Here is a 26943-nt window from a genome sequence, read left to right on the forward strand (position 1 = left end):
GCCGACACGGCTTGCCCAACTGACCCACCAGAAGGAGAAGTAGTGCCGAGCGTGGTTGACGTACCGCAGGAGCGGTTATACAACTCTGGTATGGCCTTCACCCTGAACCTCAAGCCCGAAGTCGAGCAGCGGCTCAAGGAGATCGCCGAGGCCGAGCACCGCTCGATGCACAAGACTGTCGAGGTCGCCGTGCAGGCGTACCTGGACCGGCACGAGCGCGACGAGTGGACCCGCCAGGCTGCCCGCCGGGTCTTCGAGGAGGACGCCGAGTTCTTCGAGATGCTGGGGGACCGGTGAGACAAACCTGGCCGGACGCAGAAGACCTGCTGACCCTGCTAGCCGAGCACACCGGCCCGCGTAGCCAGGTGCGGGATGCCGGGATCCTGGTCGCTGCGGCGGCCCGGCCGCACGCGCGCCTGATCGGCCGAGCCGCCTACCCCACCGTGCTGGACAAGGCGGCGGCGCTGCTGCACGGGCTGATGATGTGGCGCCCACTCGATCTGTGGAACGCCGGACTCGCCTGGGCCGCCACGCGGATCTTCCTGAGCCGCTCCGGCTTTGTCCTGAGTATGCCGGCGAAGGAGCGGATGGCGTTGACCGACGCGTTGACCAGTGGCGAGGTCGACTCGGTCGAGGAGTTGGCGTTGCGGCTGTCGCCGTACCTGGAGATGTCGGTCTGACCGCGACGGCGAGGGCCGGGCCCCGTGCGGAGCCCGGCCCTTCGACGTACGGCGGTCAGCGGGTCAGCGCTCGACCTCGCCGGCGATGAACGCCTCGACGGCGGCGTGCGCGTCGTGGTCGGCGTACTGCACCGGCGGGGACTTCATGAAGTACGACGAGGCGGAGAGGATCGGGCCGCCGATCTTGCGGTCGAGGGCGATCTTCGCGGCGCGGACCGCGTCGATGATGACACCGGCCGAGTTCGGCGAGTCCCACACCTCAAGCTTCAGCTCCGCGTTCAGCGGGGCGTCACCGAAGGAGCGGCCCTCCAGGCGGATGTACGCCCACTTGCGGTCGTCCAGCCACGGCACGTGGTCGGACGGGCCGATGTGCACGTCGCTCTTGGCCATCTCGTGCGGCACCTGGGAGGTGACCGACTGGGTCTTCGAGATCTTCTTCGAGACCAGCCGGTTGCGCTCCAGCATGTTCATGAAGTCCATGTTGCCGCCGAAGTTGAGCTGGTACGTGCGCAGCAGCTCGACGCCACGGTCCTCGAAGAGCTTCGCCAGCGCGCGGTGCACGATGGTCGCGCCGACCTGGCTCTTGATGTCGTCACCGACGATCGGCAGGCCCGCGTCCTCGAACTTCTTCGCCCACTCCGGGTCGGAGGCGATGAACACCGGCAGGGCGTTCACGAACGCGCAGCCGGCGTCGATCGCGGCCTGGGCGTAGAACTTGTCGGCCTGCTCGGAGCCGACCGGCAGGTACGACACGACCACGTCGACCTGCGCGTCGCGCAGCGCCTGGACCACGTCGACCGGCTCGGCGCCGGACTCCTCGATGATCTCCCGGTAGTACTGGCCCAGACCGTCGAAGGTCGGACCGCGCTGCACGGTGACGCCGGTCGGCGGCACGTCGCACAGCTTTATGGTGTTGTTCTCGCTGGCCACGATCGCCTCGGCGAGGTCCATGCCCACCTTCTTGGCGTCCACGTCGAACGCCGCGACGAACTGCACGTCCGAGACGTGGTAGTCGCCGAAGGTGACGTGCATGAGACCCGGGACGCGGTCGTTCGGGTCGGCGTTGCGGTAGTACTCCACGCCCTGCACGAGGGACGAGGCGCAGTTACCCACACCGACGATGGCGACGCGGACGGAGCCCATAGCGTCTGCCTCCTTCTTCTTCATCACGGCCGCTCTTTCCTGGACTCTCCAGGCGGAGGCGGACTGCTGTCTTCTCGTCGGCCGACGGCCGGCCCGCTGGCGGGGGCCGTCGGGGGCCGGCCGGAGCGCTCGTTGGCGATGAGCTCCTCCAGCCAGCGAACCTCGCGCTCACAGGCGTCGAGGCCGTGGCGTTGAAGTTCGAGGGTGTACGCGTCGAGGCGTTCGGCCGCCCGGGCCAGCACGTCGCGCAGGCCCTCCCGGCGTTCCTCGATCTTGCGTCGGCGACCCTCCAGGATCCGTAGCCGGGTGGCCTGGTCGGTCCGGGCGAAGAACGCGAAGTGCACCCCGAAGCCGGTGTCGTCGTACGTCTCGGGGCCCGCCTGGGCGATCAGTTGGGCGAAGCGCTCCTTGCCCTCCGCCGTGATCTTGTAGACCACCCGGCCGCGGCGGCTGGTGAGCGCGGGAACCTCCTCGGCGGTGGCCGGCGCCTCGTCAGCCTCGGTGATCCACCCCGCTGCCTGGAGCCGGCGCAGCGTGGGGTAGAGCGAGCCGTAGCTGATCGCCGCCCGGATCGCCCCCAGCTTGGCGGTGAGCTCCTTGCGCAGCTCGTAGCCGTGCATGGGGGATTCCTGGAGCAGGCCGAGGATGGCGAACTCGAGCACCGGTCATCCTCTCTGCTCCCCCGTGGACGCGGACCGGTCGGTCGATGCGATGTATCGGACCGATACATCGCACGTTAGCGCCTTCCGTTCATCTGGGCAAACCCCGATAAACAAGAGCGTGTCGTCACGGAACGTGAGCGTTGTCGCCCCGTCGGGTCCGAGCGCGTACCCTTTGCCGCATGCGTACGCAGCGCCAGGTCGTCGACTACTCGCTCCAGAAGCGGGCGGTGCTGCGCGAGGTCCTCTCCGGCCGGGTCGGCACGTACGACGTCTGCGACGCGTCGCCGTACCTCAAGAACGCCGCGCGGTTCCATGGCGAACCGACCGAGCAACGGTGTCCGATCTGCCGACGGGAGAACCTCACCCACGTCCACTACATTTACGGGGACGAACTCAGGCAGTCCGCCGGTCAGGCGCGCACCCGGGCCGAGTTGCCCGTGCTGGCGATGACACTGCGTGAGTTCCAGGTGTTCGTGGTGGAGGTGTGCCTCGGATGTGACTGGAACCATCTCGTCGAGCAGTTCCTGCTCGGCCGGGACGGCCTGGTCACCGGCGCGGGCGACGGGCAGGAGCAGGACGCGGTCGGTGGCCCGACCGCGCGGCGGAGGCGAGAGGCGCAACGGTGACCGCGACGCCCTCGGCCGTCGCCGACCTGGTTCGAGCGGATGAACGGCGTGGCACAGCTCACGGCAAACCGGTGGTGGCGTACCCGCGTCCCACCGCGACCGGCAGGGTGTGAGGAATGAACTCGTACGGCGATCCCAGTTCCCCGCGTGGGCGGGCCCGGATCCCGGGCTCGGACGGTGACCCCGGAGCGGGGGCGGACGACGCGTACCGCCGTCCCGCCGAGGACGACCGGGGAACCGGCTGGTCTTCCGGCTACGACGGGGCGACACCGGCCGGCCGGGCCACCCCGACACCCCGGGCGCCCGGCTCCAGCGGGCGCGCCTCGGTGGCCGGCTCGGCGTCCGTACCCCCCCGTGGTGGCATGGCGCCCCCGATCAGCCCGCCGCCGTCCGGCTCGGCCTCGGTCGGCCGGGCCGGCGCGGGGCGGGCCTCGGTGCCCGTTCCGCCGGCCGGTGGTGGTCGGGCCTCGGTGCCGGTCTCCCCGGCCGGCGGCCGGGCCCAGGTCGGCGGCGTCGGCCCCAGCGGTCGGGCGTCGGTCGGTGGTCAGCCGAGCGGTCGGGCGTCGGTCGGCGCAGGCTCCAGCGGTCGGGCGTCGGTCGGGGCGGCGTCCCCGGTGAGCCCCGCCGGGCGGGCCTCGGTCGGCGCGGCGTCCGTGGGGGCGGCTTCCGTCGGCGGGCCCGCCGGTCGGGCGACCGTGGCCCGGGCCAGCGTCTTCCCGCCCGGCGGCGCGGACCTCGACGGTCGTGGCCCCGGCGGGCCGACCGGCCCCGGCCGGCGGTCGCGGGCCAACCAGGACCCGGAGGGCCGTCGGCGGGCGAAGAAGCGCAAGCGGCTCAACCTGATCATCGCGAGTTTCGCGGTCTTCATCATGCTCGCCGGCATCGGCGTGGTCGGCTTCACCTACTACTCCGCGCAGGTCGTGCTCCCCAACAGCCTGCCGTTGCCGTTCGCGACGACCGTCTACACCAGCGACGGCAAGGGGCTCGTCGCGAAGCTCGGCAGCGAGAACCGCGAGTTCATCACGATCAACGACATCCCGCCGTACGTGCAGCGGGCGGTGGCCGCCGCCGAGGACCGCAACTTCTACGAGCACTCCGGCGTCGACTACAAGGGCATCGCCCGGGCCGCCTGGAACAACTTCACCGGCGGCACCAAGCAGGGCGCCTCGACGATCACCCAGCAGTACGCGCGTAACGCCTACGAGAACCTCAAGGACGACTCGTACGCCCGGAAGGTCAAGGAGGCGATCCTCGCCTCCAAGCTCAACGACCAGTACTCCAAAGACGAGATCATGCAGCACTACCTGAACACGATCTACTTCGGTCGGGGCGCGTACGGGGTCGAGGCGGCGGCGAAGGCGTACTTCGGGAAGTCCGCGAAGAACCTCGACGTGGCGCAGGCCGCCGCGCTGGCCGGGGTGATCAAGCAGCCGCAGGCGAGCGACACCCACCCCGGGTACGACCCGACCAAGGGCCCGGAGGCCGCCCAGGCCGCCCAGGACCGGTGGAACTACGTGATCGGCGGGATGGTCGAGGAGGGCTGGCTCAAGCCCGAGGAGCGACCGGCCGCCTTCCCGAAGATGAACCCGGAGAAGGCCAATGGCTTCGGCGTCGACTCGCCCCGGGGCAACGTGGTCAACTACGTCCGCCAGGAGATGGCCGGCTGGGGCCTGTGCACCGACACCGTGGAGCCGGTCGGCGAGAAGCCGACCTGCGCCAAGCTGCTCCGCACCGGCGGCTTCCGGATCAGGACCACCATCGACAGCAGGATCCAGGCGTCGGCCGAGGTGGTGGCCCGGCAGAAGGCCAAGGACTCCGAGCTCAGCGACCAGCCTAAGAACCTGATGGCGGCGGTGGTCTCGATCGATCCGAAGACCGGCCGGGTGCTCGCCTACTACGGCGGTGAGAGCGGCGAGGACATCGACTACGCCGGCAAGAACACCGACAGCAGCGGCCGGCTCTACGGCGGTCACCCGCCGGGCTCGTCGTTCAAGGTCTACACCCTGGCCGCCGCGCTGGACGCCGGCATCTCGGTCAAGTCGCACTGGGACGCCAAGCCGTTCAAGCCGGAGGGCTTCGCGAACCCGGTGCAGAACGCCGGCCGGGACGTCAGCGCCAACGGCCGCTGCAACCGGTGGTGCACCCTGGACGAGTCGACAGTCGAGTCGTACAACGTGCCGTTCTACCACGTCAGCACGAAGGTCGGCCCCGACAAGATCATCGACATCGCCAAGCGGGCCGGCATCACCACGATGTGGACCACCTCCGACAACCCGCCGAAGCCGGTCGACCTGACCAAGACCGATCCGAAGAAGGTCGCGCCGGAGCCGTTCTTCCACGTCGTCGGCTACGGCCAGTACCCGGTGACCGTGCTCGACCACGCCAACGGGCTCGCCACCCTGGCCAACGAGGGCAAGTACAACAAGGCCCACTTCGTGCTCAAGATGGAGAAACAGGACGAGGACACCGGCGAGTGGAAGACGGTTCCCGGCACCGGCGAGAACCTCGGCAAGGGCGGCCAGCAGTTGATCAAGCGGGAGGTGGCCCGTGAGGTCACGGCCGTGCTGAAGAAGATCCCCGGCAAGAACAGCCGGGCCCTCGACAACGGCCGGGACGCCGCCGGCAAGACCGGCACCTGGGAGTACGACAGCAAGGACAACGCGCACGCCTGGATGGTCGGCTACACCCCGCAGATCGCCACCGCGGTCTGGGTCGGCAGCAAGGATCCGAAGAAACCGCAGATCCTCGACAAGAACGGCAAGGACATCGGTGGTTCGGCGCTGCCCGGCGCGATCTGGGAGCGGTACATGAACGCCGCGACCAAGGGCATGGAGAAGCGCTCCCTGCCGGACATCACCGGCGTCGGTGACGTCGACGCCGGCAACGGTGTCGAGCCGCCCCCGCCGCCGCCGGTCAACCCGCCGCCGGGCCAGAACCCGAACCCCAACCCGAACCCGCCCTGCCTCGACCCGCTGAACATCCTCTGCCGGGACAACCCGCCCGGCGGGCCCGGTGGCGGCAACCCGAACGACCCGAACACCCCGCCGCCCGCCGGGCCGGGCGGTCCGGGTGGGCCGGGCGGTGGTGGCGGGGGCGTGATCTCACCGTCGCCCCGGATCACCGACCGCGACTGACGCGCCAGCACGTCGCACCGCCCACGGCGGCCGGATCACCTCCGGCCGCCGTCGGCGTTTGCGGCCACCACGACGAACGTCGCCGGACGGGCAGGACGGAACGCCCCCGGGTACGGCAGGATGCCTGGTTATGAGCACGCAGGCGACCGCAGGCATCGACGACGCTGAGCGCAGCGATCATCCGTCCCGCTCCGACGGGTTCGTCCGGGGAGCGTCCCAGCTCATCGGCGGTCCACTCGGCGACCACGCGGTCGCGGTGGACCAGCCGGCCGGCGGGGAGCGCCGGTTCTGGACGGCCGTCCGGATCGTGCTCGCCCTGGTCTGCCTCACCCTCGCCCTGCACTGGGTGCAGAAGTCGCCCTGCCAGGACGGCGCGTGGGCGAACAACGTCCAGTACACCCGGTTCTGCTACACCGACGTGCTGGCGCTCTACTACGCCGAGGGGCTGCACGAGGGGAAGGTCCCGTACCGGGACCACCCGGTCGAGTACCCGGTGCTGACCGGCTACTTCATGGGCGTCCTCGGGTTGCCGGTGCACGCCCTCGGCGTCGACGACCCCGGCCTCAACCAGGCCCAGTGGTTCTACAACCTGAACGCCCTGGTGCTCGGCGCGCTGGCGGTGGCCACCGTCGCGGTGATCCTCGCCCTGCGCCGCCGACGACCCTGGGACGCCGCGCTGTTCGCCCTGGCCCCGGCGTTGCTGCTCACCGCCACCGTCAACTGGGACCTGCTCGCCGTCGGGCTCGGCGCGTTCGGGCTGTTCGCCTGGGCCAGGAAACGCCCGGCCACCGCCGGCGTGCTGCTCGGTCTGGCCGGCGCGGCCAAGATGTGGCCACTGTTCATCCTCGGCCCGATCCTGGTGCTCGCCCTCCGGGCCGGCAAGGTACGCGCCGCCCTCACCGCCCTCGGCGCGGCGCTGGTGTCCCTGGTCGCGGTGAACCTGCCGGTCGCCATTCCCTACCGGGAGAGCTGGGACCGGTTCTTCGAGCTGAACAGCACCCGGCCCATCGACTGGGGCACCCTCTGGTACGTCGGGCGGTACCTCGACGGGAAGATCAACCCGGGCAGCGCCACCGAGCAGGGGCCGTTCGAGTGGCTGAACGCCAACATCCCCACCCTCAACTACCTCTCGTACGCGCTGTTCGGGCTGGCCTGCCTGGGGGTGGCCGCGCTGGCGCTGTTCGCCCCGCGCCGGCCGCGCCTGGCCCAGCTCGCCTTCCTGGTGGTGGCCGCCTTCCTGATCTTCAGCAAGGTTTGGTCGCAGCAGTTCGTCCTGTGGCTGCTGCCGCTGCTGGTGCTCGCCCGGCCGCGCTGGGGCGCGTTCCTCGCCTGGCAGTTCGCCGAGGTCGCCTACTTCGCCGCCTTCTACGGTGAGCTGCTCGGCTCGGCGACCGGTCGGCCGGTCTTCCCCGAGGGCGTCTTCGTGCTGGCCGCCACGTTGCGGCTGACCATGGTCGTGGTGCTCTGCGTGCTGATCGTCCGGGAGATCCTGCACCCGGAACGCGACCCGGTCCGGGCCACCTACCCCGACGACCCGGACGGCGGCCTGCTCGACGGCGCGTCGGACGCCCCCTGGCACACCCGCTGGCGACAACGCCGCGCCCCCGTCCCCGAACCAACCACTTGATCCACTCGTTTCACGGAAACGGGGGTGTCCGCTGGGCGGGACACCCCCGTTTCCGTGAAACGGAGTCGGTCAGGCGGCGGTCAGAGGCGGTACACCACCGCGTCGCCGATCTCCTCCCGGCGGATACCGAGACCGTCCACGGGCAGGTCGATGGTGGTCTCCCAGGGCGTACCGGCCACCTGCCCACGCGGAATCACCACCACCCGCACGCCCAGCCGACGCAGATGGTCGATGCTCGTCGGATCAGGGAAGGTCCGGGTCACCTCCCGGGTCTCGGCCAACCTCACCGGCGTGAAGCCACTGCCACCGTTCACCACGTCCTGGAACCTGGTGGTCGTCCACAACATCACCGGCTGGTCGTTGCTCTGGCTGCTCGGCAGCACCAGCATCGGCCCGTCTACGGTCCGCATCGCGGTCGGCTGGGGCGGCACCACCGGATGCGGCGTGGTGTTCAACCCTTCCACGATCACCAGCAGCAACGGCAGCAGGGTGGCCGTACGCAGCCACGGGCCGGGCCACGGGGGGATCCGCTGGGCGGCGAGCTCACGTACCCGCATCGCGAGGGCGGTCAACGCCCCGGCCGCCAGCAACCCGAGCAACAGCGTCGTCCAGATCATCAGCCGGCCCGGCGTCCGGATCCCGTCCCAACCGGGCAACGTCTCGAACAGCGGAACGTAGGTGAACGTGCCCCCGAAGAACCGGGTGCCCATCGCCAACACCATGCTGACCAGCACCCCGGCCAGCAACAGCAGCCGGTGCCGCAGCCGCCACACCGAGAAGAACAACCCACCGGCGGCCAACGCGTAGAGCACGAAACCCGGCAGCAGCGTCATCTCCGGATGCCAGGGCAGCACCGCCCGCGCCCCCTCGTGCAGGTCACCCCAGATCCGCGACTCACCCGGGGCGGTGAAGAAACCGGACGCCGGCGGCGAGTAGACCTCGATGTCGGCGATGCTGCGCCGGGCGTTCGGGTGCAGCTCCGCCACCTTGAAGTACGGGATCGCCAGCAGCCCGCCGGTCGCCGCGAAGACCAGACCGCCGATCACGTCGGTGACCAGCAGGCGGGCGCCGAACGGATGCCGTACCGGCCGGATCCGGTAACGCCGCACGTACCAGGTGACGACCGCGACGAGCACGACGCCACCCAGCACGTACGCGAACGGCAGGCCGATGCCGAAGCCGAGACTGAGCTGCCAGGCGGCGACCAGCCAGCCGGCCAGCGCCCAACCGGCGCGCCGACGCTTCGGCCGGTAGCCGTACCGCAGCGACCAGCCGTGCCCCCGGGCCAGCATGGCCAACGCCAGCGGTATGCCCCCGTTGGAGATGATGTGCAGGTGCCCGGCCTGGGCCAGCAGCCACGGCGCGTACGCGAAACTCACCCCGGCCACCGCCGCGCCGATCCGGCCCGCGCCGAGCTGCCGGGCCAGCGCGTACGCCCCGAACGTGGCAAGCGCGTGCGCGAACACGAACAGGACGTTGTAGCGCAGCACGGCGACTTCCGGACCGCTGCCGAGCATCCCGGTCGGCGCGTAGCCGAGCAGACTGTCGGTGAACGCGTAACTCCACGACTCCGGGTAGAACGCGTTCGCCTGCCACAGGTTCCCCGGGTTGGTCAGCAGGCTGTGCCCGGCCCAGGAGAGCGCCCACGCCTGGAGGGTGGGATCGTAGATGTCCTGCGGGATCGTGTAGAGCGGGTAGCGCAGCGTCGGCCAGGTCAGCAGCACCGCCAGGACGACCGCGCCCAGCACGGCCAGCGTCCACTCGTGGACCAGGACCCGGCCGACCGACCGACCCACCCGACGCGCCCGCGTCGGCACCGTCTCCGGGGCCGGCCCGAACGCCTCCCACGGATCACCGTCCGCCTTCGCGCCGTCGGCCTTCGTCGCGCCGTCGGCCTTCGTCACGCCGTCGGTCTCTTCGGCCTGTGCGTCCTTGCCGGTCTCCTCGGCCGCCTCGCCCGCCGCGGCCTCCCGGGTCTTCCCGCTATTCCCGGCCTCTCGGGCTTCGCGGCTCTTGTCGTCCGCCGGCGTGGCGGGGGTCTTGCCGGGCTCTCCGACGTCCCCGGCTGCGGCGCGCGCCGGCTTCTCGACGTCGTCGTCGGTCGGGCCAGGCGCGTCGACGCTGCCGGTCGGGTCCGGCTTCTCCACGCTGTCGGTCGGGTCCGGGGCCGACCGCTCGACGCCGGTATCCGTCGCGTCGGGCTTTCCGCCGCTCATGCCGCCGCACCAGCCAGGTGCTCACGGAGGAACGCGAGGTCCGCCCGTTGCCCGTCCGTCCCGCCGGGCGTCTCCACCACGACCGGCGCGTCGGCGGCCCGGATGACCGCCACCAGCAACTCGGGATCGATGGCGCCGGCGGCGAGGTTGTCGTGGCGGTCCCGGCCCGAGCCGAAGGCGTCCTTCGAGTTGTTGGCGTGCACCAGGTCGATCCGCCCGGTCACCGCCTTGACCCGGTCCACCAGGTCCAGCAGCTCCTCACCGCCGGCGTGGGCGTGGCAGGTGTCCAGACAGAAGCCGACGTCGTACCCGTCCAGCGCGTCCCACAGCCGCGCCAACGCGTCCAGGCGTCGGGCGCAGGCGTTGTCGCCACCAGCGGTGTTCTCGATCAGGACGGGCACCCCGAAGCCGCCCTGCTCGGCGGCGTACGCGAAGGTCTTGCGCCAGTTGTCGAAGCCCTTGGCCAGGTCGTCGCCCGCGTTGACGTGACCGCCGTGCACGATCAACCCGTGGGCGCCGATCCCGGCGGCTGCTCTGGCGTGCCCGAGCAGCAGCTTCCGGCTGGGGATCCGGATGCGGTTGTTCAGCGTCGCGACGTTGACCACGTACGGCGCGTGGACGTAGACGTCGACCGGCGCGGCGCGGAGGCGGTCCGCGTCCTCCCTCGGCGGGGGCGTCTTCCACCCCTGAGGGTCGGAGAGGAAGAACTGTACGGCGTCGGCGCTGCGGGCCGCCGCCTCCGCGAGCGGGTCGGCCGAGTCGACATGGGCTCCGATACGCATGCAGGCGAGCCTACGTGGCGACCGGCGCGGTCGGGACGACAGCAACGCCCGCCTCCGGCGGGCGCCGCCGGGGCCACCTCGCATCGAGCTGCGTCGCGTCGACGGCGCGCGGAAGGTCTCTTTCCGTCGCCTCGCGTCACCCGCCGCCGGTGGTCTTCGTTCACCTGATGGGAGGCGCAGCGCCAGCGGTACGCGCCGGACGGGTCGCCAGCCGTTCGGCGCGGTCGGTCCGGCGGAAGCACGGACGGCTGGCGTGGCAGCCCGGTTGATTAGGGCATTTGTCGCAAGAGATGACAAGAGCTGTTGTAGCGTCAGGTAACAACACGATATAGCTCCGCGGGGCGCTCTCGATCCAATCTCATCGGTGTGGTCGTTCCTCCCCAGGTCCCACCCAAAGAATGCGGACGGGGCGCCCCGCGGCCCAGTGGAGGGGCCCGCTGCCAGCGTCGACGACGCCGGAAGCGGGCCCCGATCCCGTCTGCCGGCCCGCCGGCCCCGGCGCGCTCCGGCCAACGCCGGCATGATCGTCTCGACCGGGTATCCTGGTCCGGTTGTCCGTCGTCGGCCGGGTTCCCCCGGCGCTGTGACGGGCCACGACGCAGACCTCCTGCCACGGAAGGACCGTGGCCGCATAGCCCACAGGAGGTGAGCACGTCTTGCGTCATTACGAGATCATGGTGATCCTCGACCCCAGCCTCGAGGAGCGCACCGTCGCCCCGTCGCTCGACACGTACCTGAACGTGATCCGGACCGCGGGTGGCTCGGTGGAGAAGACCGACGTGTGGGGCCGCCGGCGCCTCGCGTACGAGATCAACAAGAAGGCCGAAGGCATCTACGCCGTCATCGACCTGCAGGCGACGCCCGCAGCGGTGGCCGAGCTGGACCGTCAGCTGCGGCTCAACGAGTCCGTGCTGCGCACCAAGGTCATCCGGCCGGAGATGCGCTAAGCATTCAACCCGGTTCGTCCGGATCAGCCTCGTCGGCTCCTTGTCATACGGCTCTGCGAGCCTGTGCAGTGAGACCGGCGAGTGTGCGAGGAGATGGTCATGGCAGGAGACACCACCATCACGGTCATCGGCAACCTGACCGATGACCCCGAACTGCGTTTCACCCCCTCGGGTGCGGCGGTCGCCAAGTTCCGGGTCGCTTCCACGCCCCGGTTCCTGGACAAGGCCTCCGGCGAGTGGAAGGACGGCGAGCCGTTGTTCCTCGCGTGCACCGTGTGGCGGCAGGTCGCCGAGCACGTCGCCGAGTCGCTCCAGCGGGGCGCCCGGGTGATCGTGTCCGGCCGGCTGCGGCAGCGGTCGTACGAGACCCGCGAGGGTGAGAAGCGCACCGTCATCGAGCTGGAGGTCGACGAGATCGGCCCGTCGCTGCGCTACGCCACGGCGAAGGTGCAGAAGATGTCCCGCTCCGGTGGCGGTGGCGGCGGCTTCGGTGGTGGTGGTGGCGGTGGTGGCCAGGGCGGCGGCGGAGGCAACTTCGACGACCCCTGGGCCTCGGCTGCCCCGACCCCCTCCCGCGCTGGATCCGGCGGCAACTTCGACGAGGAGCCCCCGTTCTAATGGCGCCGAGCGCCCGCGATCGCAAACCAGGAGCACGAGCAATGGCCAAGGCTGCGGCACTTCGCAAGCCGAAGAAGAAGGTGAACCCGCTCGACAAGGACGGGATCACCTACATCGACTACAAGGACACCGCGCTGCTGCGGAAGTTCATCTCCGACCGTGGCAAGATCCGCGCCCGGCGGGTGACCGGTGTCACCTCGCAGCAGCAGCGCCAGATCGCCCGCGCGGTCAAGAACGCTCGTGAGATGGCTCTGCTGCCGTACACGGCCACCGCCCGCTGAGAGGAGGCACCGAAATGAAGATCATCCTGACTCAGGAGGTGTCCGGTCTCGGTACTCCAGGCGACATCATCGAGGTCAAGGACGGCTACGGCCGTAACTACCTGCTTCCGCAGGGCTTCGCGATCGCCTGGAGCAAGGGTGCGGAGAAGCAGGTCACGGTCATCAAGCGGGCCCGTTCGGCCCGTGAGATCCGCGACCTCGGCCACGCCACCGAGGTGAAGGGCCAGCTTGAGGGCCTCAAGGTCAACCTCAAGGCCCGTGCCGGTGACGGCGGTCGGCTCTTCGGCTCGGTCACCCCGGCCGAGATCGTCGACGCCGTCAAGGCGGCCGGCGGCCCGGCCCTCGACCGGCGTCGGCTGGAGGTGCCCGGGCACATCAAGTCGCTCGGCACCTACCCGGTGCGGATCAAGCTGCACCCCGAGGTCACGGCTACGTTCGACCTGAACGTGACCCAGAGCAAGTGACACCGCCCGAAGGGCCCGCACCAGCCGGTGCGGGCCCTTCGGCGTACCGGCCGACCGCTCCGGGGTTTCTCCGTTACCTGGCCAGCGTGCCGGTGAGCTGACCGGAGGCGTCGTCAGCCGATCGGCTCGCCGGTCACCACACTGATCAGCACGGTCGACAGGCCGCCGCCGACCACGGCGGACGCCAACGCCACCGACGCCGCCCGCCAGGTGGCGCCGACCCGCCGCAGCAGCAGCGCCACCACCAGACTGGTGGCCAGCGCCAGCCCGAACCGTGGCCCCCCGGCGACGAACGACCCGATCGCGTGCGCCCGGGGCGAGTCGCACCCGCCTCCGCTGAGGTCGGTGACACAACCGGCCGGAGCCTGACCGCTCAGGGTCAGCAGCCAGCCGAACAGCGCCAGCGCCGGAAGCACGTAACAGACGGCCGTGTAGACCAGCGACCGGACCGCTCCCCCCTGATCCGGATCGAGCAGATCGTCCTCGATCCGCCGGGCCCGTCGCCCGGCCGGCGCCGTCCGCGCCGCCGAGCCGCGATCCGTCCGGGTCGCAGCGGCCGGCGAACCAGCAACGGTCGGCGAGCCGGTGCCGGACGATCGACCCACCGGGACCGGACCGGGCTCCGCCCGACGACGGCCCGTCGTCGGATCAGGACGCGACCGGCGACCGCCCGACGTCTCGTCTGCCCCCGGATAGGGCTCCGGCCAGCCGGTCACCGCCGGGGACCGGGGCGCGGACGTCGGCGTCGCCATCCACCGGGGATCGTCACCGGCCAGCCGGGTGCCGGACCAGAACCCGTCGGGTCGCGGCCCCGGCCACCCTTCGGCGCCCGCGCCACCGTCCCGTCGGCCCAGCCCGGTGTCGTCCTCCCGACCCGTGCCGACCCACCCGGTGTCGTCCCACCTGCCGGTGTCGGTGAACCGGTCCCACTGACCGGTGTCGGTGAAGCCGTCCCACCGTCCGTTGCCGGTCGACCGGTCGGCCCCGTCCCAGACGTGCAGCCCGGACGCGTCCCACGGATCGACCGCCGTCGGCGGGAGAGCCGGCTCGGCCGAATCCTTCCGGCGTCGACCGCCGTCGCTGCCCCACCCGGACGGTTCGGGGGCGCGCCCCGGGTACCGGGACGGTCCGGCGTCGAGGCTCCGGTACCGGGACGCGTCGGCGTCGGGGTAGCCGTACCGGGACCCGTCGGTGTCTCCGTACCGGGACGGCGCTGGGCTGCGGCTCCGGTACCGGGACGGGCCACCGTCGGGATCGTCGTAACGGGGCGGCTCGGGGTCGTCGTACCAGGCGGAATCGGTGTCGGAGCCGTACCGGGACCCGTCCGGGTCGGGGTTACCGCGCCGAGGGGACGGACGGCGGGACGGCAGCCGGGCCGGGCGCTGGTCGTCGCCGGGCGACTCCGCCTCGCCCGACCAGACCACCCGACGTCGACCGGCTTCGGTGCTGGCCGGATCGGTTCTCTCCACCGCCCGGCGGCTGCCGACGTATCCCTCGTCGGTGACGGAACGCTCCACGGACCACCGCCGCCCGGTGTACGGGGAGCCGCCCATCCCGCTGGTCGGCGCCGACCCGGCTGCCCCGCTCGCCGGCCCGGCCTGGCTGGTGCCGCCGGTCGGGTCCTCGTGCCAGCGAGTCGTCTCGGTCACCCGCCGCCAGGTGTGTGTCGTCTCGGTGGCCCGCCAGCCGACATCGGCCCGAGGCGGTGTCCCGTCCCGGGAGCGTGTCCCGTCTCCGGGGGAGGTCTCGTCCCGGGGGAATGTCTCGTCGCCCGCCAGGCCGTCGTGCCGGTGCCGACCGCCCCCCGCGACGCCCCGGCGGCCGTCTCCCGTGACGCCCCGGCGGCCGTCCCTCTCGGTGGCTTGTCGGCCGGGCGACTCCGTTGCCCAGCGGGGCAGGTAGTCGTCGGTCGGCTGCTGCTGACCCCGTTCGGCGGCCCGCCGCCGGCTGCGCGTCCGGTAACTGTCGGGCGTGCGTGAGTACGGCTCGACCGTGCGGCCACCGGCGTCCTCCCAGGAGGAGGCCGCCAGGCGCTCGCGCGGGTCGGGTTCCCCGCGCTCCCAGTCCCGGAAACTCACGGCCGGAGCGTGACCCTTCTCAGCCGGAAGCGCAATCGGCTGCACAGGTGTAAGTCGATGCTCGGAATACTACGGGACGACACGCCGCCCAACCCGGCAAGAAAATCTTCGTCCACAGCCTGTGTGGAGTGTTTCCCCAGGTCAGAGCCATTGTGAACTGGATTACCCCAGAGTTTTCCACAAGTTGTGCACAGGCTACCCACACCCAGGGGCGCGCTGTCCACAGGTTGTCCCAAGGCTCGTCCACCGGCCTGCTTGAGCCCGTCACCTCGGGTTCCGTATGGTTGGCCCCCAACCGGCCCACGATGGCCCCCGATCGCCGGGCCGGTCGGCAGCCAGCCGCCGCACCGGCGGCGTACCGGGCTGGACCCGACGCGGAGGGGGGAACCGGTGTCGGTCACCGACGACAGGCGGACAGAGCCACGGACGAACGGGCAGCCGCCCGCCCCGCGGGACGGTCAGTTCGACAAGACGCCGCCGCAGGACGTCGCCGCCGAGCAGTGCGTGCTCGGCGGGATGCTGCTCTCCAAGGACGCGATCGCCGACGTCGTGGAGATCCTCAAGACGCCCGACTTCTACCGGCCCATCCACGCCACCATCTTCGACACCATCCTGGAGATCTACGGCCGGGGTGAGCCCGCCGACTCGATCACCGTCGCGGCGGCGCTCGCCGACTCCGGCGACCTGGTCCGGATCGGCGGGGCCCCCTACCTGCACACGTTGATCGCCAGCGTGCCGACCGCCGCGAACGCCGCCTACTACGCCCGGATCGTCGCCGAGCGGGCCGTGCTCCGACGGCTGGTCGAGGCCGGCACCCGGATCGTCCAGCTCGGCTACGGCACCGCGGCCGGCGGCAGCCGGGACGTCGACGACATCGTCGACCTCGCCCAGCAGGCCGTCTACGACGTCACCGAGAAGCGGGTCAGCGAGGACTTCGCGATCCTGGCCGACATGCTCCAGCCGACCCTCGACGAGATCGAGGCGGTGGGCGCGCAGGGCGGCGTGATGACCGGTGTCCCCACCGGCTTCTCCGACCTGGACCGGCTGCTGAACGGCCTGCACCCCGGCCAGTTGATCATTGTTGCCGGACGGCCCGGTCTCGGTAAGGCGCTGGCGCTCGACACCCCACTGCCCACCCCACAGGGGTGGACGACCATGGGCGAGGTAGAGGTCGGGGACCAGCTGCTCGCCGCCGACGGTACGCCGACCACGGTCACCGCCGCGTTCGAGGTCAGGCACGGTCGTCCCTGCTACGAGGTCGAGTTCTCCGACGGATCGACGATCGTGGCCGACGCGGAACACCTCTGGAAGACCACCACGCGGGCAAGCCGCCGACAGCGGGCCGAGGCCGGCCGGACCCACCAGTGGCCGACGCATCAGCGCAGAGTCGTGGCCCACGCCCGGCGCCTGTCCGACAGCGAGCCGGACAGTCTGGTGAGCTTCGGCGAGTTGGTCGGACTGGTCGGCGAGGACTTCCGCCACGTGCTGCATGTCGTGGCGCACCAGGTGGGGCCCGCCGGTGAGGTGATCCGCGAGTACGTGCGGGCCGGGAGGCCCTGGCGGCGGCGTATGCCGGCGTACTCCCGTCGGGACCTGCTCGCCGCGCTGCAACAGCGGGTCGAAAGACTGCGGAACGAGGGGAGGACAGCCGACCACGAGAGCGTCGTGACGACCGCACAGATCGCCGCGACACTCCGGGTCGGAGGGGACGACCGGCTCAACCACGCCGTGGAGAACGCGCGGCCACTGGCGCTTCCGCACCGTGACGATCTGTTGATTCCTCCGTACACGCTGGGAGCGTGGCTGGGGGACGGCACCTCGGCCGCCGCCGCGTTCACCACTGCCGACCTGGAGTTGGTCACCTACATCGAGGCCGATGGTTTCGTGGTTCGACCGCTGGCCGCCCGGACGCGGTACTCGATCGGCTTGTCCCCGCCGGTCCCGCTGACCGCGCGGGACTGTGTGGTGTGCGGCAAGCAGTTCAGTCCACGCGGACCGAGTGTGTACACCTGTGGCCGTTCCTGCGGCGGGAAGTCCGGAGGACTGGTCGACCGCCGGGCAACGGCTGGATGCCGGTTCTGCGGCCGGGTCGTCCAGAGCAGTTGGAACGGCAGCCGTAGCTGTGCCGACTGCCGTCGCCGGTACGGGTCGTTCACCGGCCATCTGCGCGCCATCGGGGTGCTGGGGGACAAGCACATTCCGATGGCATACCTGCGCGCCTCCGAGCAGCAGCGGCGCCAGCTCCTCGCTGGCCTGCTCGACACCGATGGCACAGTGACCCCCACCGGATCCGTCCAGTTCGGCGTCACCTCCCGTCGACTCGCCGAGGACGTGCGTGAGCTGGTGGTCAGCCTCGGCTACCGGTGCAGCATGACCACCAGGCGGGTGAAGGGCCGACGGGCCGACACGTCGGTCGCCCACGTCTTGAACTTCACGACCGATGACGACGTGTTCCGGCTGGAGCGTAAGCGCATCGCGCTCAAGGAACGGCGTGCGTGCGTAACCAGATCGGCACGCACCGGCTCGCGGTACATCGTCGACGTCCGGCCGGTCCCCAGCGTGCCGGTGCGGTGCGTGACCGTGGAGAATGACGAACACCTCTACCTGGCCGGGCGCTCGATGATCCCGACGCACAACAGCACGGCCTCTATGGATTTTGCCCGAAACGCCGCAATTCGGGCAAATCAAGCGGCGGCCATCTTCTCGCTGGAGATGAGCAAGGTCGAGATCGTCATGCGGCTGCTCTCGGCCGAGGCCCGGGTGCCGCTGCACGTGCTGCGCAGCGGGCAGCTCTCCGACGACGACTGGACCAAGCTCGCCCGCTGCATGGGTGAGATCAGCGAGGCGCCGCTTTTCGTCGACGACACGCCGAGCATGAACCTGATGGAGATCCGGGCCAAGGCGCGGCGGCTCAAACAGCGGCACGACCTCAAGATGATCGTGGTCGACTACCTCCAGCTCATGACCTCGCCGAAGCGGACGGAGAGCCGGCAGCAGGAGGTCGCGGACCTGTCCCGGGGCCTCAAGCTGCTCGCCAAGGAGGTCGAGTGCCCGGTCATCGCGGTGAGTCAGCTCAACCGTGGACCCGAGCAACGCACCGACAAGCGCCCCCAGTTGTCCGACTTGCGCGAGTCGGGCTGCCTGACCTCAGAAACAAGGTTGATCCGCGCCGACAACAACTCGGAGGTGACCCTGGGAGAGCTTCTCGCTCACGGCGCGAAGGACATCCCAGTGTGGGCCCTGGACGAGAAGCTGCGGTACACCCCTCGCACGATGACACATGCCTTCCCGAGCGGGAACCGGGAGGTCTTCCGGATGACACTGGCCTCCGGCAAACAGATCGACGCCACCGCCAACCATCCGTTCCTCACCTTCGCCGGGTGGCTACCGCTCGGTGATCTGTCTGTCGGTGCCCGCGTCGCCGTCCCCCGGCACATTCCGCCGCCTCTTGCCGTGCGACCGTGGCCGGAGGCCGAAGTCGTGCTGCTGGCACATCTGCTGGGCGACGGGTCGTTCGTGCGTCGCCAGCCCATTCGTTACGCGACTGTGGACGAGTCGAACCTCGCGGCGGTCACTGAGGCTGCCAAACATTTCGGTATCTCGGCCGTTCGAGACGACTACGCGGCGGCTCGGGTGACCACCCTGCGCCTGCCGGCACCGTACCGACTGGCCAGGGGGCGCCGTAACCCCATCGCCGAATGGCTCGACTCACTGGGGCTTTTCGGTCTGCGATCGCATGAGAAGTTCGTTCCCCAAGCGGTGGCTGGCCTCCCCAAGGACCAGATCACCACGTTTCTGCGTCATCTCTGGGCAACCGACGGTTCGGTGACCGTCAAGAAGTCAGGTCGCGGGGGGAGGATTTATTTCAGCTCGACCAGCCGGCGAATGCTGGAGGATGTGTCGCGGCTGCTGCTGAGGTACGGCATCAGCGCCCGGCTGAAGGCTGTCCCGGTGGCTCGCCACCGGCCTCAGTACACGCTCGACATCTCGGGCCGGGACGACCAACTCCGGTTCCTTCGGGAAATCGGGGTGCACGGCGCGCGGTCGAAAAATTGTGTGGACCTCATCGCCTCGTTGGAGGCATTGGAGAGCAACACCAACGTCGACACGGTGCCGCGTGAGGTGTGGACGCGTGTGCGGGAAATCCTGACCGAGCGGAAGATGAGCCACCGCGAGTTCGCTGCGGCGATCGGCACCCAGTTCTGCGGTAGCGCTCTGTGGAAGCGCTCGCCCAGCCGCTCCAGGCTTGCGAATATCGCTGCCGTCCTGGATGCCGCAGACCTTGACTTGCATGCCACCAATGACATTTTCTGGGATGAAATTGTATCGATCGAGTCGATCGGTCATCGTGATGTCTACGATGCCACGGTCATGGGTACGCACAACTTCATCGCCAACGGAATCGCCACGCACAATTCCATCGAGCAGGATGCGGATGTTGTAATACTTCTGCATCGGGACGACTACTACGACAAGGAGTCACCGCGGGCCGGCGAGGCGGATTTTATTGTCGCCAAGCATCGGAACGGCCCCACCGACACCGTGACCGTCGCCGCCCAACTCCACCTCTCCCGCTTCGTCGACATGGCCATCGTCTGAGGTAGCTGCGCTGACGTTACCCCTCAACGGTCCACCCCGAGCTGGCCCGCAGCCGCCGCGACCGTCTGGGCCAGCAGCACGGCGATGGTCATGGGGCCGACCCCGCCCGGCACCGGGGTGAGCAGACCGGCCTGGTCCCGGGCCGTGGTCGCGTCCACGTCGCCGACCCCGCCCGGGTGGTAGCCGGCGTCGACCACCACCGCGCCGGGCTTGATGTGCGCGCCGGTGATGAGCCCCGGTCGACCGACCGCCGCCACCAGCACGTCCGCCTCCCTGGTGATCGACGCCAGGCCGACGGTCCGGGAGTGGCAGTACGTGACCGTGGCGTCTCGGGCCAGCAGCAGCATGCCGACCGGCCGACCCAGGATCGCGCTGCGCCCCACCACCACGGCGTGCTTTCCGGCCAGGTCCACCTGGTACTCGTCCAGCAGCCGGAGAATGCCGCCGGGCGTGCAGGACACGAAACCGGGCAGCCCGAACGCCGTCGCGGCGAACGAGCGCGTGGTCACCCCGTCCACGTCCTTCTCCGGGGCGATCGCCTCGAACGCGGCCCGTTCGTCGAGGTGCGACCCGACCGGATGTTGGAGCAGGGTGCCGTGCACCGCCGGATCCCGGGACAGGGCGGCGACCGCGCCGACCAGCTCGTCGGTGGTGATCGACGCGGGCAGCGCGACGTGCCGGGAGTCGATGCCGGCCTGCGCGCAGCGGTTGCGCTTCATCCGGACGTACGTCACCGAGGCGGGATCGTCACCGACCAGCACCGTCGCCAGGCAGGGAGCGACGCCGGTACGTCGGCGGAGGTCGGCTGCCCGGGTGGACGCCGCCTCGATCGTGCGGCGGGCGAGGTCACGGCCGTCCATCAGCCGGGCCGGGGAACGTGGGGTCATGGGGGCACTCCGGAAGATCACGGGAGATGCCCAGGCGTACGGCGGCGACGAGTGTCAGACCGCTCCCCGGTGGTGCACCACCCGAACGCCAGTCACGGCCCGTCCACACTGTACCCGCTGGATCAGCCCAGCAGGGGAAACCGGTCGGCGGCCGGGCCCAGCTCGGTGTGGTCGGCGTCGCTGAGCGGGAGCCGTCCGGCGGCCTTGAGCAGGTGCTCGTCCCCGGTCCACCGGGCCGGTCGGACCACGTCGTCGCCGAGCAGGCCGTCCATCGTCGACACGGTCACCGCGCGGGCCAGCGGGCCGGGGCCGGCCGCGTCGGGCAGGTCGACGATCAGGTCGAGGTGGTGCAACACCGCCTCGGTGGTCAAAGTGGCGAGGAAGTCCGCCACCCGCAGCACGTGCCCCTGGGTGGTCACGTACGCCGTCGGGTCGGCGGCGGCAGCCGCGCGTACCGCCGCCGGCGCGGTGTCGGACCAGAGCCGGACGATCCCGCCGGGCCGCTCGAAGGCGGCGGCGGAACGACGGATCCACCAGGCGTGCCGGTCGGCGACGCCGTCGGTGTCTCCGCCCGGGAAGGAGTGCCAGTAGCTGACCTGGTCGACGTCGGCGGGCCCGTCGGCGGGGCTGGCCAGCGTGACCAGGGCGCGCTGAGCGTCGCCGAGCACGTGCAGGAGCAGGTCGGCGACGAGCCAGCCCCGGCAGCGGGTGGGTCGTCGCAGGTCGCCGTCGTCGAGGTCGGCGACGACGGCGGTGATGCCCGCGTACGCCTGGGCGAGGGCCTCGGCCTGCCGGAGCTCGGTCATGCCGTCGAGGGTCGCACGCTGCACGCCCGGCGGGGCGGCGAGCAGCGCCAGGAACACCGGCGGGGCGGCGAGCAGCGCCAGGAACGCCGGGCGTCGGGAGGGGACCGTCCCGCGCGCCCGGGACACGTCCCCTCCCGGCGCGCTGTCAGTCGAAGAGCTCGCCGAGGAAGCCGTGCTGCTTCTTCTTGCGGCGGTAGTGGCCGTGGTAGCCGTAGTGCTGCTGGTGGCCGCCGTACGCCGGAGCGTGGGTGGGCGGGTAGCCGGGCGGCGGCGGGGGCGGCGGCGGGGGAACCGCGCCGTACCCGGGCTGGTGGTGCGGGGCGGCGCCGGGCGGGGGCGGCGGCGGGGGCGCGTAACCGCCGGGCGGGGCGGGAGCGTGCGGCTGGCCGGGGACCTGCGGGGGCCCGGCGTTGTGCTGTTTGTTCCAGTTGGCCTCGGCCTCGAACAGCTTTTCGAGCTCGCCGCGGTCGAGGAAGATGCCACGGCATTCGCCGCACTGGTCGATGACGACGCCGCTGCGCTCGTACTGGCGCATGTCTCCGCGGCACTTGGGACAGATGAGCTGCATCTCTCGACGGTACCCGGTGACTGTTGCACTCAGGAGGCGGCGAGCGCGCCGGTCACCTCGTCGTCGGTGACCTCGTGGAAGTCGTCGTAGTAGCGGCTGACCGCGCCGAAGTCGGGTGGCCGCTGGGCGCAGACCACCTGGTCGGCTTCGGCGGCGAGCATCTCGTACGCCTCCGGGGAGCCGACCGGGACGGCGACCACCACCCGGCGTGCGCCGAGCCGTCGGGTGACCTGGACGGCGGCGCGGGCGGTGGCCCCGGTGGCGAGGCCGTCGTCGACGATGACGGTGGTGCGTCCGGCCAGGTCCAGCGGCGGCCGGCCGGCCCGGTAGAGCCGTTCCCGACGGTCGAGTTCGGCCTGTTCGCGTCGGGTGACCTCGGTGATGTCGGCGGGGTCGAGTCGGTCGGCGACCGGGTCGTTGCGCACCTGGACGCCGCCGGGGCCGAGCGCGCCGAAGGCGACCTCGGGCGCCCAGGGCATGCCGAGTTTGCGGACGACCAGCACGTCGAGGGGGGCGTCGAGGCGTCGGGCGATCACCTCGGCGACCGGCACGCCGCCCCGGACGAGGCCGAGCACCACCACGTCGGTGCGGTCGGTGAGCCCGGTCAGCCGGTCGGCGAGCATCGCGCCGGCCTCGGCGCGGTCACGGTAGGTGGTGGTCATGCCTCAGGTCTACGCCTTCCCGGCCGGTTCCGCCGGGTACTTGCGGTGAAGAGGCGAGCCGGAGGGCGGGCGCCCAGACCAGCAGGGCGAGCGGGTAGAGGAGGTACCCGAAGCGGGTGGCGGGCATCAGGGCGATCGCGGCGAGCAGTCCGTACCCGCAGATCACGGCGCTGGTGGCGGCGGTGCGGGGTGGGCGGCGCAGGAGCCGGACGGTGATGGCGAGCCCGGCGACGACCAGCAGGGCGGCGGCGACGGCGCGGCCGGCGGGCAGGCCGGTGGCGATCAGGTGGCCCGGCAGCGGGGACTGTGCCGGGCTGGTGACGAGGCCCTGGCCGAGCGGGAAACGCAGCACGTTCTCGACCAGGGCGTCCCGGTCGACCAGCAGGGCGGGGAGCAGGGCGGCGGCGGGCAGGCCGAACGCGCCGACCGCGTACCGGCCGGTGGCGTGGCGGGCGCCCGCCCAGAAGAGCAGGACCAGGGCGACCGGCCAGGCGAGGAGCTTGAGCGCCCCGGCCAGGCCGACGGCGAGTCCGGCCCGACCGGGTCGGCCGGTGGCGGCGAGGGCGAGGGCGAGCAGGCAGAGCGCGAGTACGGGGAGGTCGTCGCCGCCGGTGGCGAGGGTGAGCGCGCAGACGGGCAGGACGGTGGCGGCCTGGACGGCGCGGACCAGGGCGGCGTCGAGGGGGCGGCGGTGCTCGCCGGCGGGCGTGGACCCGGCCGCGTCGGCGCGACCGGCAACGGCGTCGGCGTGGGCGGGCGTGGCGTGGGCGGGCGTGGCGTGCGCGGGCGTGGCGTGGGCGGGCGTGGCGCGCAGCACGTGTACGGCGAGGGCCAGGGTGATCGCGGTGGCCAGGGCGAAGGCCAGGCGGGCGTCGGTCCACCAGGTGTCGAGGGCGGCCCGGGGCAGGCCGAACACCGCCATGCCCGGCTGGTACGGGGTGTAGCCGAGCAGTTGTTCGCCCGGCGGGAGGGCGGCGATCGCGTCCGGCCCGAGGTATGGGGTGCCGTCGTGGACGAGCCGGTCGCCGGAGCGCTCGACGACGAGCACCTCTTCCTGGGCCCGGTCGGCGTGCCCGGCGGCACGTTGCACGGCCTGCCAGCCGAGCGGGAGCAGGGCGGTGGTGGCCCAGGTCAGGCCGGTGACCGTCGCGCGGGCGGCGGTGCCGGCGAGCGGGGCGGCCGGGCGGCTGCGGCGGGCGAGGAGCTGCCCGGCGGCGAGCAGGGCGGCGACCAGGTAGCCGACGGCGGCGACCGCGCCCCAGGCCCGGTGGGACGGCAGGGTGGAGGTGACGGCGGTGAGCGCGGCGAACGCGGCGGAGGTGGCGTAGAGGCCGAGGTCCAGGGGCAGGCCGCCGCCTCTGGTGTCGACGGCCCGCCAGACGCGCCGGGCCGGACCGGTGACCCGGGGCCGGGTCGGTGCGGCCGGCTCGGCGGGTGTGGGTGTCGGCGGGTGGTCCGGGTCGTCGGCTGCGGTCACGCCGGAAAGTGTGGCAGACGGTCCGTCCGGTTCCGGTGGTGCTGGCGGCGGCCGGGCGCGAGCCGGATGACCGCGCCGGCGTCGTGCAGGGGTGGGGCGAGGTGGCCGGGGCGACCGCCGGTCCCGCGACGCAGGGTGGCGAGGAACAGGTCGGCGGGCATCGGACGGGCGAAGAGGTGCCCCTGCCCGGCGAGGCAGCCGAGCTCCCAGAGGGCACGGCGTTGCGGCTCGCTCTCCACGCCTTCGGCGACCACGTCGAGGTCGAGGCTGCGGCCGAGGTCGAGGGTGGACCGGATCACGGCGGCGGCCTCGGCCGAGGACTCCATGTCGGTGACGAAGGTCCGGTCGATCTTGATTTCGTGCACCGGGATGCGGGAGAGCAGCGACAGCGAGGAGTAGCCGGTGCCGAAGTCGTCCAGCGCCAGCCGTACGCCCGCGTCGCGCAGGCGGCCGAGCACCCGGTCGACGACGTCGAGTTGGCTGAGGGTGAGGTTTTCGGTGAGCTCCAGCATCAGCCGGTCGGGTGGCAGGTCGTGGGCGCGCAGCCGGGCCAGCACCGAGCCGGGGAAGCGGGCGTCGAGCAGGCTGCGCGGGGAGACGTTCACCGCGACGGGCAGGTCGAAGCCGGCCTCCCGCCAGCTCACCAGGGCGACGAGGGCCTGGTCGAGCACGGTGTCGGCGAACGCCGGGAGCAGGCCGGAGCGTTCCACCGTGCTGAGGAAGCGGCCCGGGTCGACGGTGCCGTTGGTGGGGTGGTGCCAGCGGGTAAGGGCCTCCGCGCTGACCACCTCGCCGGTGCCGAGGTCGACGATGGGTTGGAAGTCGACCGCGAACTCGTGGTCGGCGACGGCCCGGGGCAGGTCGCCGCCGAGGGTGAGCCGGCCGAGGTCGGCGGTGTCCCGGCCGGGGGTGTAGGAGGCGAGCCGCTGGGCGTTGCGTTTGGCCTGGTACATGGCGACGTCGGCGCGGCGCAGCAGTTCGGCCATGCCGCCGTGGGTGGGCGCGGTGGCGATGCCCCCGCTGGCTTCGACGCTGATCCGCATGCCGTCCAGGTCGAACGGCTCGTGCAGGACGGCGAGCAGGGACTCCGCGCGGTGCGCGGCCACGGCGGGGGCGGGCAGCCCGCGGAGCAGGACGGCGAACTCGTCACCGCCGAGCCGGGCGACCAGGTCGTCGGCCTGTACGGCGTCGCGCAGCCGGGCGGCGACCTGCACCAGCACCCGGTCTCCGGCGGCGTGCCCGAGGGTGTCGTTGATCTCCTTGAAGTGGTTGAGGTCGATCAGGGCCAGCGCGGTGACGCCGTCGGCGTGTCGTTGTTCGAGCTGGGCGCTGCCCTGGTCGAGCAGGTGCCGGCGGTTGGCCAGGCCGGTCAGGGCGTCGTGGGTGGCGGCGTACGCGTGGTCGGCGGCGACCCGGGCCAGCTCGGCGTACGCCTGCGCGTTGCGGACCGCGGTGCACAGGGCGGAGGCGAAGGTACGCAGGGTGTACTGCTCGCGTTCGGAGAGGCGGACCGGGCCGCGGAACCGCAGGCGCAGCACGCCGACGTCGGGGCCCCGGTCGTGCCCTTCCAGGGGGATGGGGATGACCGAGCCGTCCACGGTGGGGGGGCCGCCGGCCGGGCCGTCGTAGCTGATCGTGCCGCTGCCGCCGCGTACGCTGCGTCCGCCGTCGCGCAGCTCGATCTCGACCTCGTCGGCGGAGAAGAGCTCGGCGGCCTGGGTGACGGCGGTGGTCAGCACCTTGTCCAGGTCGACCGAGTTGAGCGCGTCGGTGGTGCGGGCCAGCCGCTGCCACGCCTGCTGTTCGGTGCGGGTCTGGATGCGGTGCGAGTACGCCAGGTGCAGGCTCACCACGAGTGGTGGCACGGCGAGCAGCAGGCGGGTGTCGGCCTGGATGATGACGAGGGTGGCCAGGGCCACCACGAACCGGACGGCGAAGCCGGTGAGCCGGAGGTCCAGGTTGCTGCGGAACTGCCGGGAGATGCGGGTGCCGGAGGCGAGCGCGATCACCGGGATGGCGAGGAGATCGTCGAGGAGAGCGGCGGCGAGGTAGGCGAGGGCGACGCCGACGACGAGCCCGGTGACCTCGGCGGGGGGCCACGACCAGCCCATGCTGACCAGGACGAGCCCGGCGGCCCCGGCGACCAGGACGTTCTTGCCGACGTTGAACGCCATCTTGATGGCGGGCAGTTTGACCGAGCCCAGGGCGACGCCGAGGCCGGTGCAGACGACCACCCAGGAAGTGGGGGCGATCGCCACTCCGATGATGATTGCCGTTTCGTTCCAACTGATGGAATGCGTGGTCGAGCGGATGCGTACCCGTGCCTTCGTGGACGTGCTGACGAAAGTCGTGAACGTGAGCATCACCAGCATTGCGACATCGTTGAGGGAGGTCGGCAGGCGGGTCGCGACCGCGATGGCGACCGCGGTCGTCTCGACCATGACGGCCAACACGACGACGAGACCGACAAGCAGTCGAAGCTGCCGATCGGTCTCATTGACGCGTCGCCTGAGAAGGGTCACAGTGCTTCCCCGGGGTTCGCTGGCTCGTGCAGCGTACCGCAGGGATTCTTCGCTTCCGCGGTCTAATTCACTCCCACTCGCTGCCACGCATGGCTCCGGCCCCTTCTTCCACCGGCACCGTCTCCGGCGCCCGCTCCGCTCGGTCTACCAGCAGCCTAGGGGAC

Annotated in this window: 21 protein-coding genes and 1 riboswitch; of the genes, 10 read left to right on the forward strand and 11 right to left on the reverse strand. The window is 71.4% G+C overall.

Annotation, left to right across the window (positions count from 1 at the left end):
• Window positions 1-90 precede the first annotated feature (90 nt).
• A complete protein-coding gene (locus O7606_RS19175; protein ID WP_281595397.1) occupies window positions 91-297 on the forward strand; it encodes an Arc family DNA-binding protein in 207 nt (68 codons plus the stop codon).
• Window positions 294-680, forward strand: a complete 387-nt coding sequence (locus tag O7606_RS19180) for a hypothetical protein (RefSeq protein ID WP_281595398.1) — start codon at window positions 294-296, stop codon at window positions 678-680. The genes O7606_RS19175 and O7606_RS19180 overlap by 4 nt, the downstream gene beginning before the upstream one ends.
• Window positions 681-743: 63 nt before the next feature.
• Here the strand turns inward: O7606_RS19180 and O7606_RS19185 are convergent, their stop codons facing one another.
• Together O7606_RS19185 and O7606_RS19190 are read right to left on the reverse strand one after the other, a co-directional pair.
• Window positions 744-1823, reverse strand: a complete 1080-nt coding sequence (locus tag O7606_RS19185) for an inositol-3-phosphate synthase (protein ID WP_281595399.1) — start codon at window positions 1821-1823, stop codon at window positions 744-746.
• A 23-nt stretch (window positions 1824-1846) separates the two neighbouring features.
• Complete coding sequence (locus tag O7606_RS19190; protein WP_281595400.1) at window positions 1847-2485, reverse strand: PadR family transcriptional regulator; 639 nt, start codon at window positions 2483-2485, stop codon at window positions 1847-1849.
• Between the two features lie 179 nt (window positions 2486-2664).
• Here O7606_RS19190 and O7606_RS19195 point away from each other — a divergent pair, with 179 nt between their 5' ends.
• The 3 genes from O7606_RS19195 to O7606_RS19205 all read left to right on the forward strand — a co-directional run bounded on the left by O7606_RS19195 (window position 2665) and on the right by O7606_RS19205 (window position 7872).
• Window positions 2665-3111 carry a DUF5318 domain-containing protein gene (locus O7606_RS19195; RefSeq protein WP_281595401.1) on the forward strand — a complete coding sequence of 149 codons (447 nt, stop codon included), beginning with the start codon at window positions 2665-2667 and terminating at the stop codon, window positions 3109-3111.
• Between the two features lie 116 nt (window positions 3112-3227).
• Entirely contained in the window at window positions 3228-6245 is a 3018-nt protein-coding gene (locus tag O7606_RS19200) for a transglycosylase domain-containing protein (RefSeq protein WP_281595402.1), read from the forward strand.
• A gap of 130 nt (window positions 6246-6375) precedes the next feature.
• On the forward strand, window positions 6376-7872 hold the full coding sequence (locus O7606_RS19205) for a glycosyltransferase 87 family protein (protein ID WP_281595403.1): 1497 nt from the start codon (window positions 6376-6378) through the stop codon (window positions 7870-7872).
• An 80-nt stretch (window positions 7873-7952) separates the two neighbouring features.
• Here O7606_RS19205 and O7606_RS19210 read toward each other — a convergent pair whose 3' ends face one another.
• Window positions 7953-10088 (reverse strand): hypothetical protein, encoded by a 2136-nt coding sequence (locus O7606_RS19210; protein WP_281595404.1) that lies wholly within the window; start codon window positions 10086-10088, stop codon window positions 7953-7955.
• Entirely contained in the window at window positions 10085-10870 is a 786-nt protein-coding gene (locus tag O7606_RS19215; RefSeq protein ID WP_281595405.1) for a deoxyribonuclease IV, read from the reverse strand. The genes O7606_RS19210 and O7606_RS19215 overlap by 4 nt, the downstream gene beginning before the upstream one ends.
• Window positions 10871-11526: 656 nt before the next feature.
• Here O7606_RS19215 and rpsF point away from each other — a divergent pair.
• From rpsF to rplI, 4 genes are all read left to right on the forward strand, one after another.
• Window positions 11527-11817, forward strand: coding sequence for a 30S ribosomal protein S6 (gene rpsF, locus O7606_RS19220; RefSeq protein ID WP_076468436.1), 291 nt, complete (start codon window positions 11527-11529; stop codon window positions 11815-11817).
• Window positions 11818-11916: 99 nt separating this feature from the next.
• Window positions 11917-12435, forward strand: a complete 519-nt coding sequence (locus O7606_RS19225; protein ID WP_281595406.1) for a single-stranded DNA-binding protein — start codon at window positions 11917-11919, stop codon at window positions 12433-12435.
• Between the two features lie 41 nt (window positions 12436-12476).
• Window positions 12477-12716, forward strand: coding sequence for a 30S ribosomal protein S18 (rpsR, locus tag O7606_RS19230; protein WP_007073789.1), 240 nt, complete (start codon window positions 12477-12479; stop codon window positions 12714-12716).
• A gap of 14 nt (window positions 12717-12730) precedes the next feature.
• Window positions 12731-13180 carry a 50S ribosomal protein L9 gene (rplI, locus tag O7606_RS19235; RefSeq protein WP_281595407.1) on the forward strand — a complete coding sequence of 150 codons (450 nt, stop codon included), beginning with the start codon at window positions 12731-12733 and terminating at the stop codon, window positions 13178-13180.
• A gap of 113 nt (window positions 13181-13293) precedes the next feature.
• Here rplI and O7606_RS19240 read toward each other — a convergent pair whose 3' ends face one another.
• Entirely contained in the window at window positions 13294-15258 is a 1965-nt protein-coding gene (locus O7606_RS19240; protein ID WP_281595408.1) for a hypothetical protein, read from the reverse strand.
• Window positions 15259-15648: 390 nt separating this feature from the next.
• Here O7606_RS19240 and O7606_RS19245 point away from each other — a divergent pair, with 390 nt between their 5' ends.
• Window positions 15649-19857: a replicative DNA helicase gene (locus O7606_RS19245; protein ID WP_281595409.1), complete on the forward strand. Its 4209-nt coding sequence runs from the start codon at window positions 15649-15651 to the stop codon at window positions 19855-19857.
• Between the two features lie 23 nt (window positions 19858-19880).
• Here the strand turns inward: O7606_RS19245 and O7606_RS19250 are convergent, their stop codons facing one another.
• The 6 genes from O7606_RS19250 to O7606_RS19275 all read right to left on the reverse strand — a co-directional run bounded on the left by O7606_RS19250 (window position 19881) and on the right by O7606_RS19275 (window position 26698).
• On the reverse strand, window positions 19881-20744 hold the full coding sequence (locus O7606_RS19250; RefSeq protein WP_281595410.1) for a bifunctional 5,10-methylenetetrahydrofolate dehydrogenase/5,10-methenyltetrahydrofolate cyclohydrolase: 864 nt from the start codon (window positions 20742-20744) through the stop codon (window positions 19881-19883).
• A 21-nt stretch (window positions 20745-20765) separates the two neighbouring features.
• A riboswitch (ZMP/ZTP riboswitch) is annotated at window positions 20766-20850 on the reverse strand.
• 16 nt (window positions 20851-20866) lie between these two features.
• Window positions 20867-21676 carry a maleylpyruvate isomerase N-terminal domain-containing protein gene (locus O7606_RS19255; protein WP_281595411.1) on the reverse strand — a complete coding sequence of 270 codons (810 nt, stop codon included), beginning with the start codon at window positions 21674-21676 and terminating at the stop codon, window positions 20867-20869.
• A 19-nt stretch (window positions 21677-21695) separates the two neighbouring features.
• Window positions 21696-22118, reverse strand: coding sequence for a zf-TFIIB domain-containing protein (locus O7606_RS19260; RefSeq protein WP_281595412.1), 423 nt, complete (start codon window positions 22116-22118; stop codon window positions 21696-21698).
• Between the two features lie 29 nt (window positions 22119-22147).
• Window positions 22148-22780 (reverse strand): phosphoribosyltransferase family protein, encoded by a 633-nt coding sequence (locus tag O7606_RS19265; protein WP_281595413.1) that lies wholly within the window; start codon window positions 22778-22780, stop codon window positions 22148-22150.
• A complete protein-coding gene (locus O7606_RS19270) occupies window positions 22761-24128 on the reverse strand; it encodes a glycosyltransferase 87 family protein (RefSeq protein ID WP_281599760.1) in 1368 nt (455 codons plus the stop codon). The genes O7606_RS19265 and O7606_RS19270 overlap by 20 nt, the downstream gene beginning before the upstream one ends.
• Window positions 24129-24253: 125 nt before the next feature.
• Window positions 24254-26698: a bifunctional diguanylate cyclase/phosphodiesterase gene (locus O7606_RS19275; RefSeq protein WP_281595414.1), complete on the reverse strand. Its 2445-nt coding sequence runs from the start codon at window positions 26696-26698 to the stop codon at window positions 24254-24256.
• Window positions 26699-26943 lie beyond the last annotated feature (245 nt).

Source organism: Micromonospora sp. WMMD882 (assembly GCF_027497255.1).
GTDB lineage: Bacteria > Actinomycetota > Actinomycetes > Mycobacteriales > Micromonosporaceae > Micromonospora.

Bases quoted from the DNA above. Each gene is read 5' to 3' on its own strand.
- rplI (WP_281595407.1), top strand. From the start codon at position 12,731: ATGAAGATCATCCTGACTCAGGAGGTGTCCGGTCTCGGTACTCCAGGC.
- O7606_RS19215 (WP_281595405.1), bottom strand. From the start codon at position 10,870: ATGCGTATCGGAGCCCATGTCGACTCGGCCGACCCGCTCGCGGAGGCG.
- O7606_RS19260 (WP_281595412.1), bottom strand. From the start codon at position 22,118: ATGCAGCTCATCTGTCCCAAGTGCCGCGGAGACATGCGCCAGTACGAG.
- O7606_RS19205 (WP_281595403.1), top strand. From the start codon at position 6,376: ATGAGCACGCAGGCGACCGCAGGCATCGACGACGCTGAGCGCAGCGAT.
- O7606_RS19175 (WP_281595397.1), top strand. From the start codon at position 91: ATGGCCTTCACCCTGAACCTCAAGCCCGAAGTCGAGCAGCGGCTCAAG.
- O7606_RS19185 (WP_281595399.1), bottom strand. From the start codon at position 1,823: ATGGGCTCCGTCCGCGTCGCCATCGTCGGTGTGGGTAACTGCGCCTCG.
- O7606_RS19210 (WP_281595404.1), bottom strand. From the start codon at position 10,088: ATGAGCGGCGGAAAGCCCGACGCGACGGATACCGGCGTCGAGCGGTCG.
- O7606_RS19225 (WP_281595406.1), top strand. From the start codon at position 11,917: ATGGCAGGAGACACCACCATCACGGTCATCGGCAACCTGACCGATGAC.
- O7606_RS19195 (WP_281595401.1), top strand. From the start codon at position 2,665: ATGCGTACGCAGCGCCAGGTCGTCGACTACTCGCTCCAGAAGCGGGCG.
- O7606_RS19250 (WP_281595410.1), bottom strand. From the start codon at position 20,744: ATGACCCCACGTTCCCCGGCCCGGCTGATGGACGGCCGTGACCTCGCC.
- O7606_RS19265 (WP_281595413.1), bottom strand. From the start codon at position 22,780: ATGACCACCACCTACCGTGACCGCGCCGAGGCCGGCGCGATGCTCGCC.
- O7606_RS19200 (WP_281595402.1), top strand. From the start codon at position 3,228: ATGAACTCGTACGGCGATCCCAGTTCCCCGCGTGGGCGGGCCCGGATC.
- O7606_RS19275 (WP_281595414.1), bottom strand. From the start codon at position 26,698: ATGGTCGAGACGACCGCGGTCGCCATCGCGGTCGCGACCCGCCTGCCG.
- rpsR (WP_007073789.1), top strand. From the start codon at position 12,477: ATGGCCAAGGCTGCGGCACTTCGCAAGCCGAAGAAGAAGGTGAACCCG.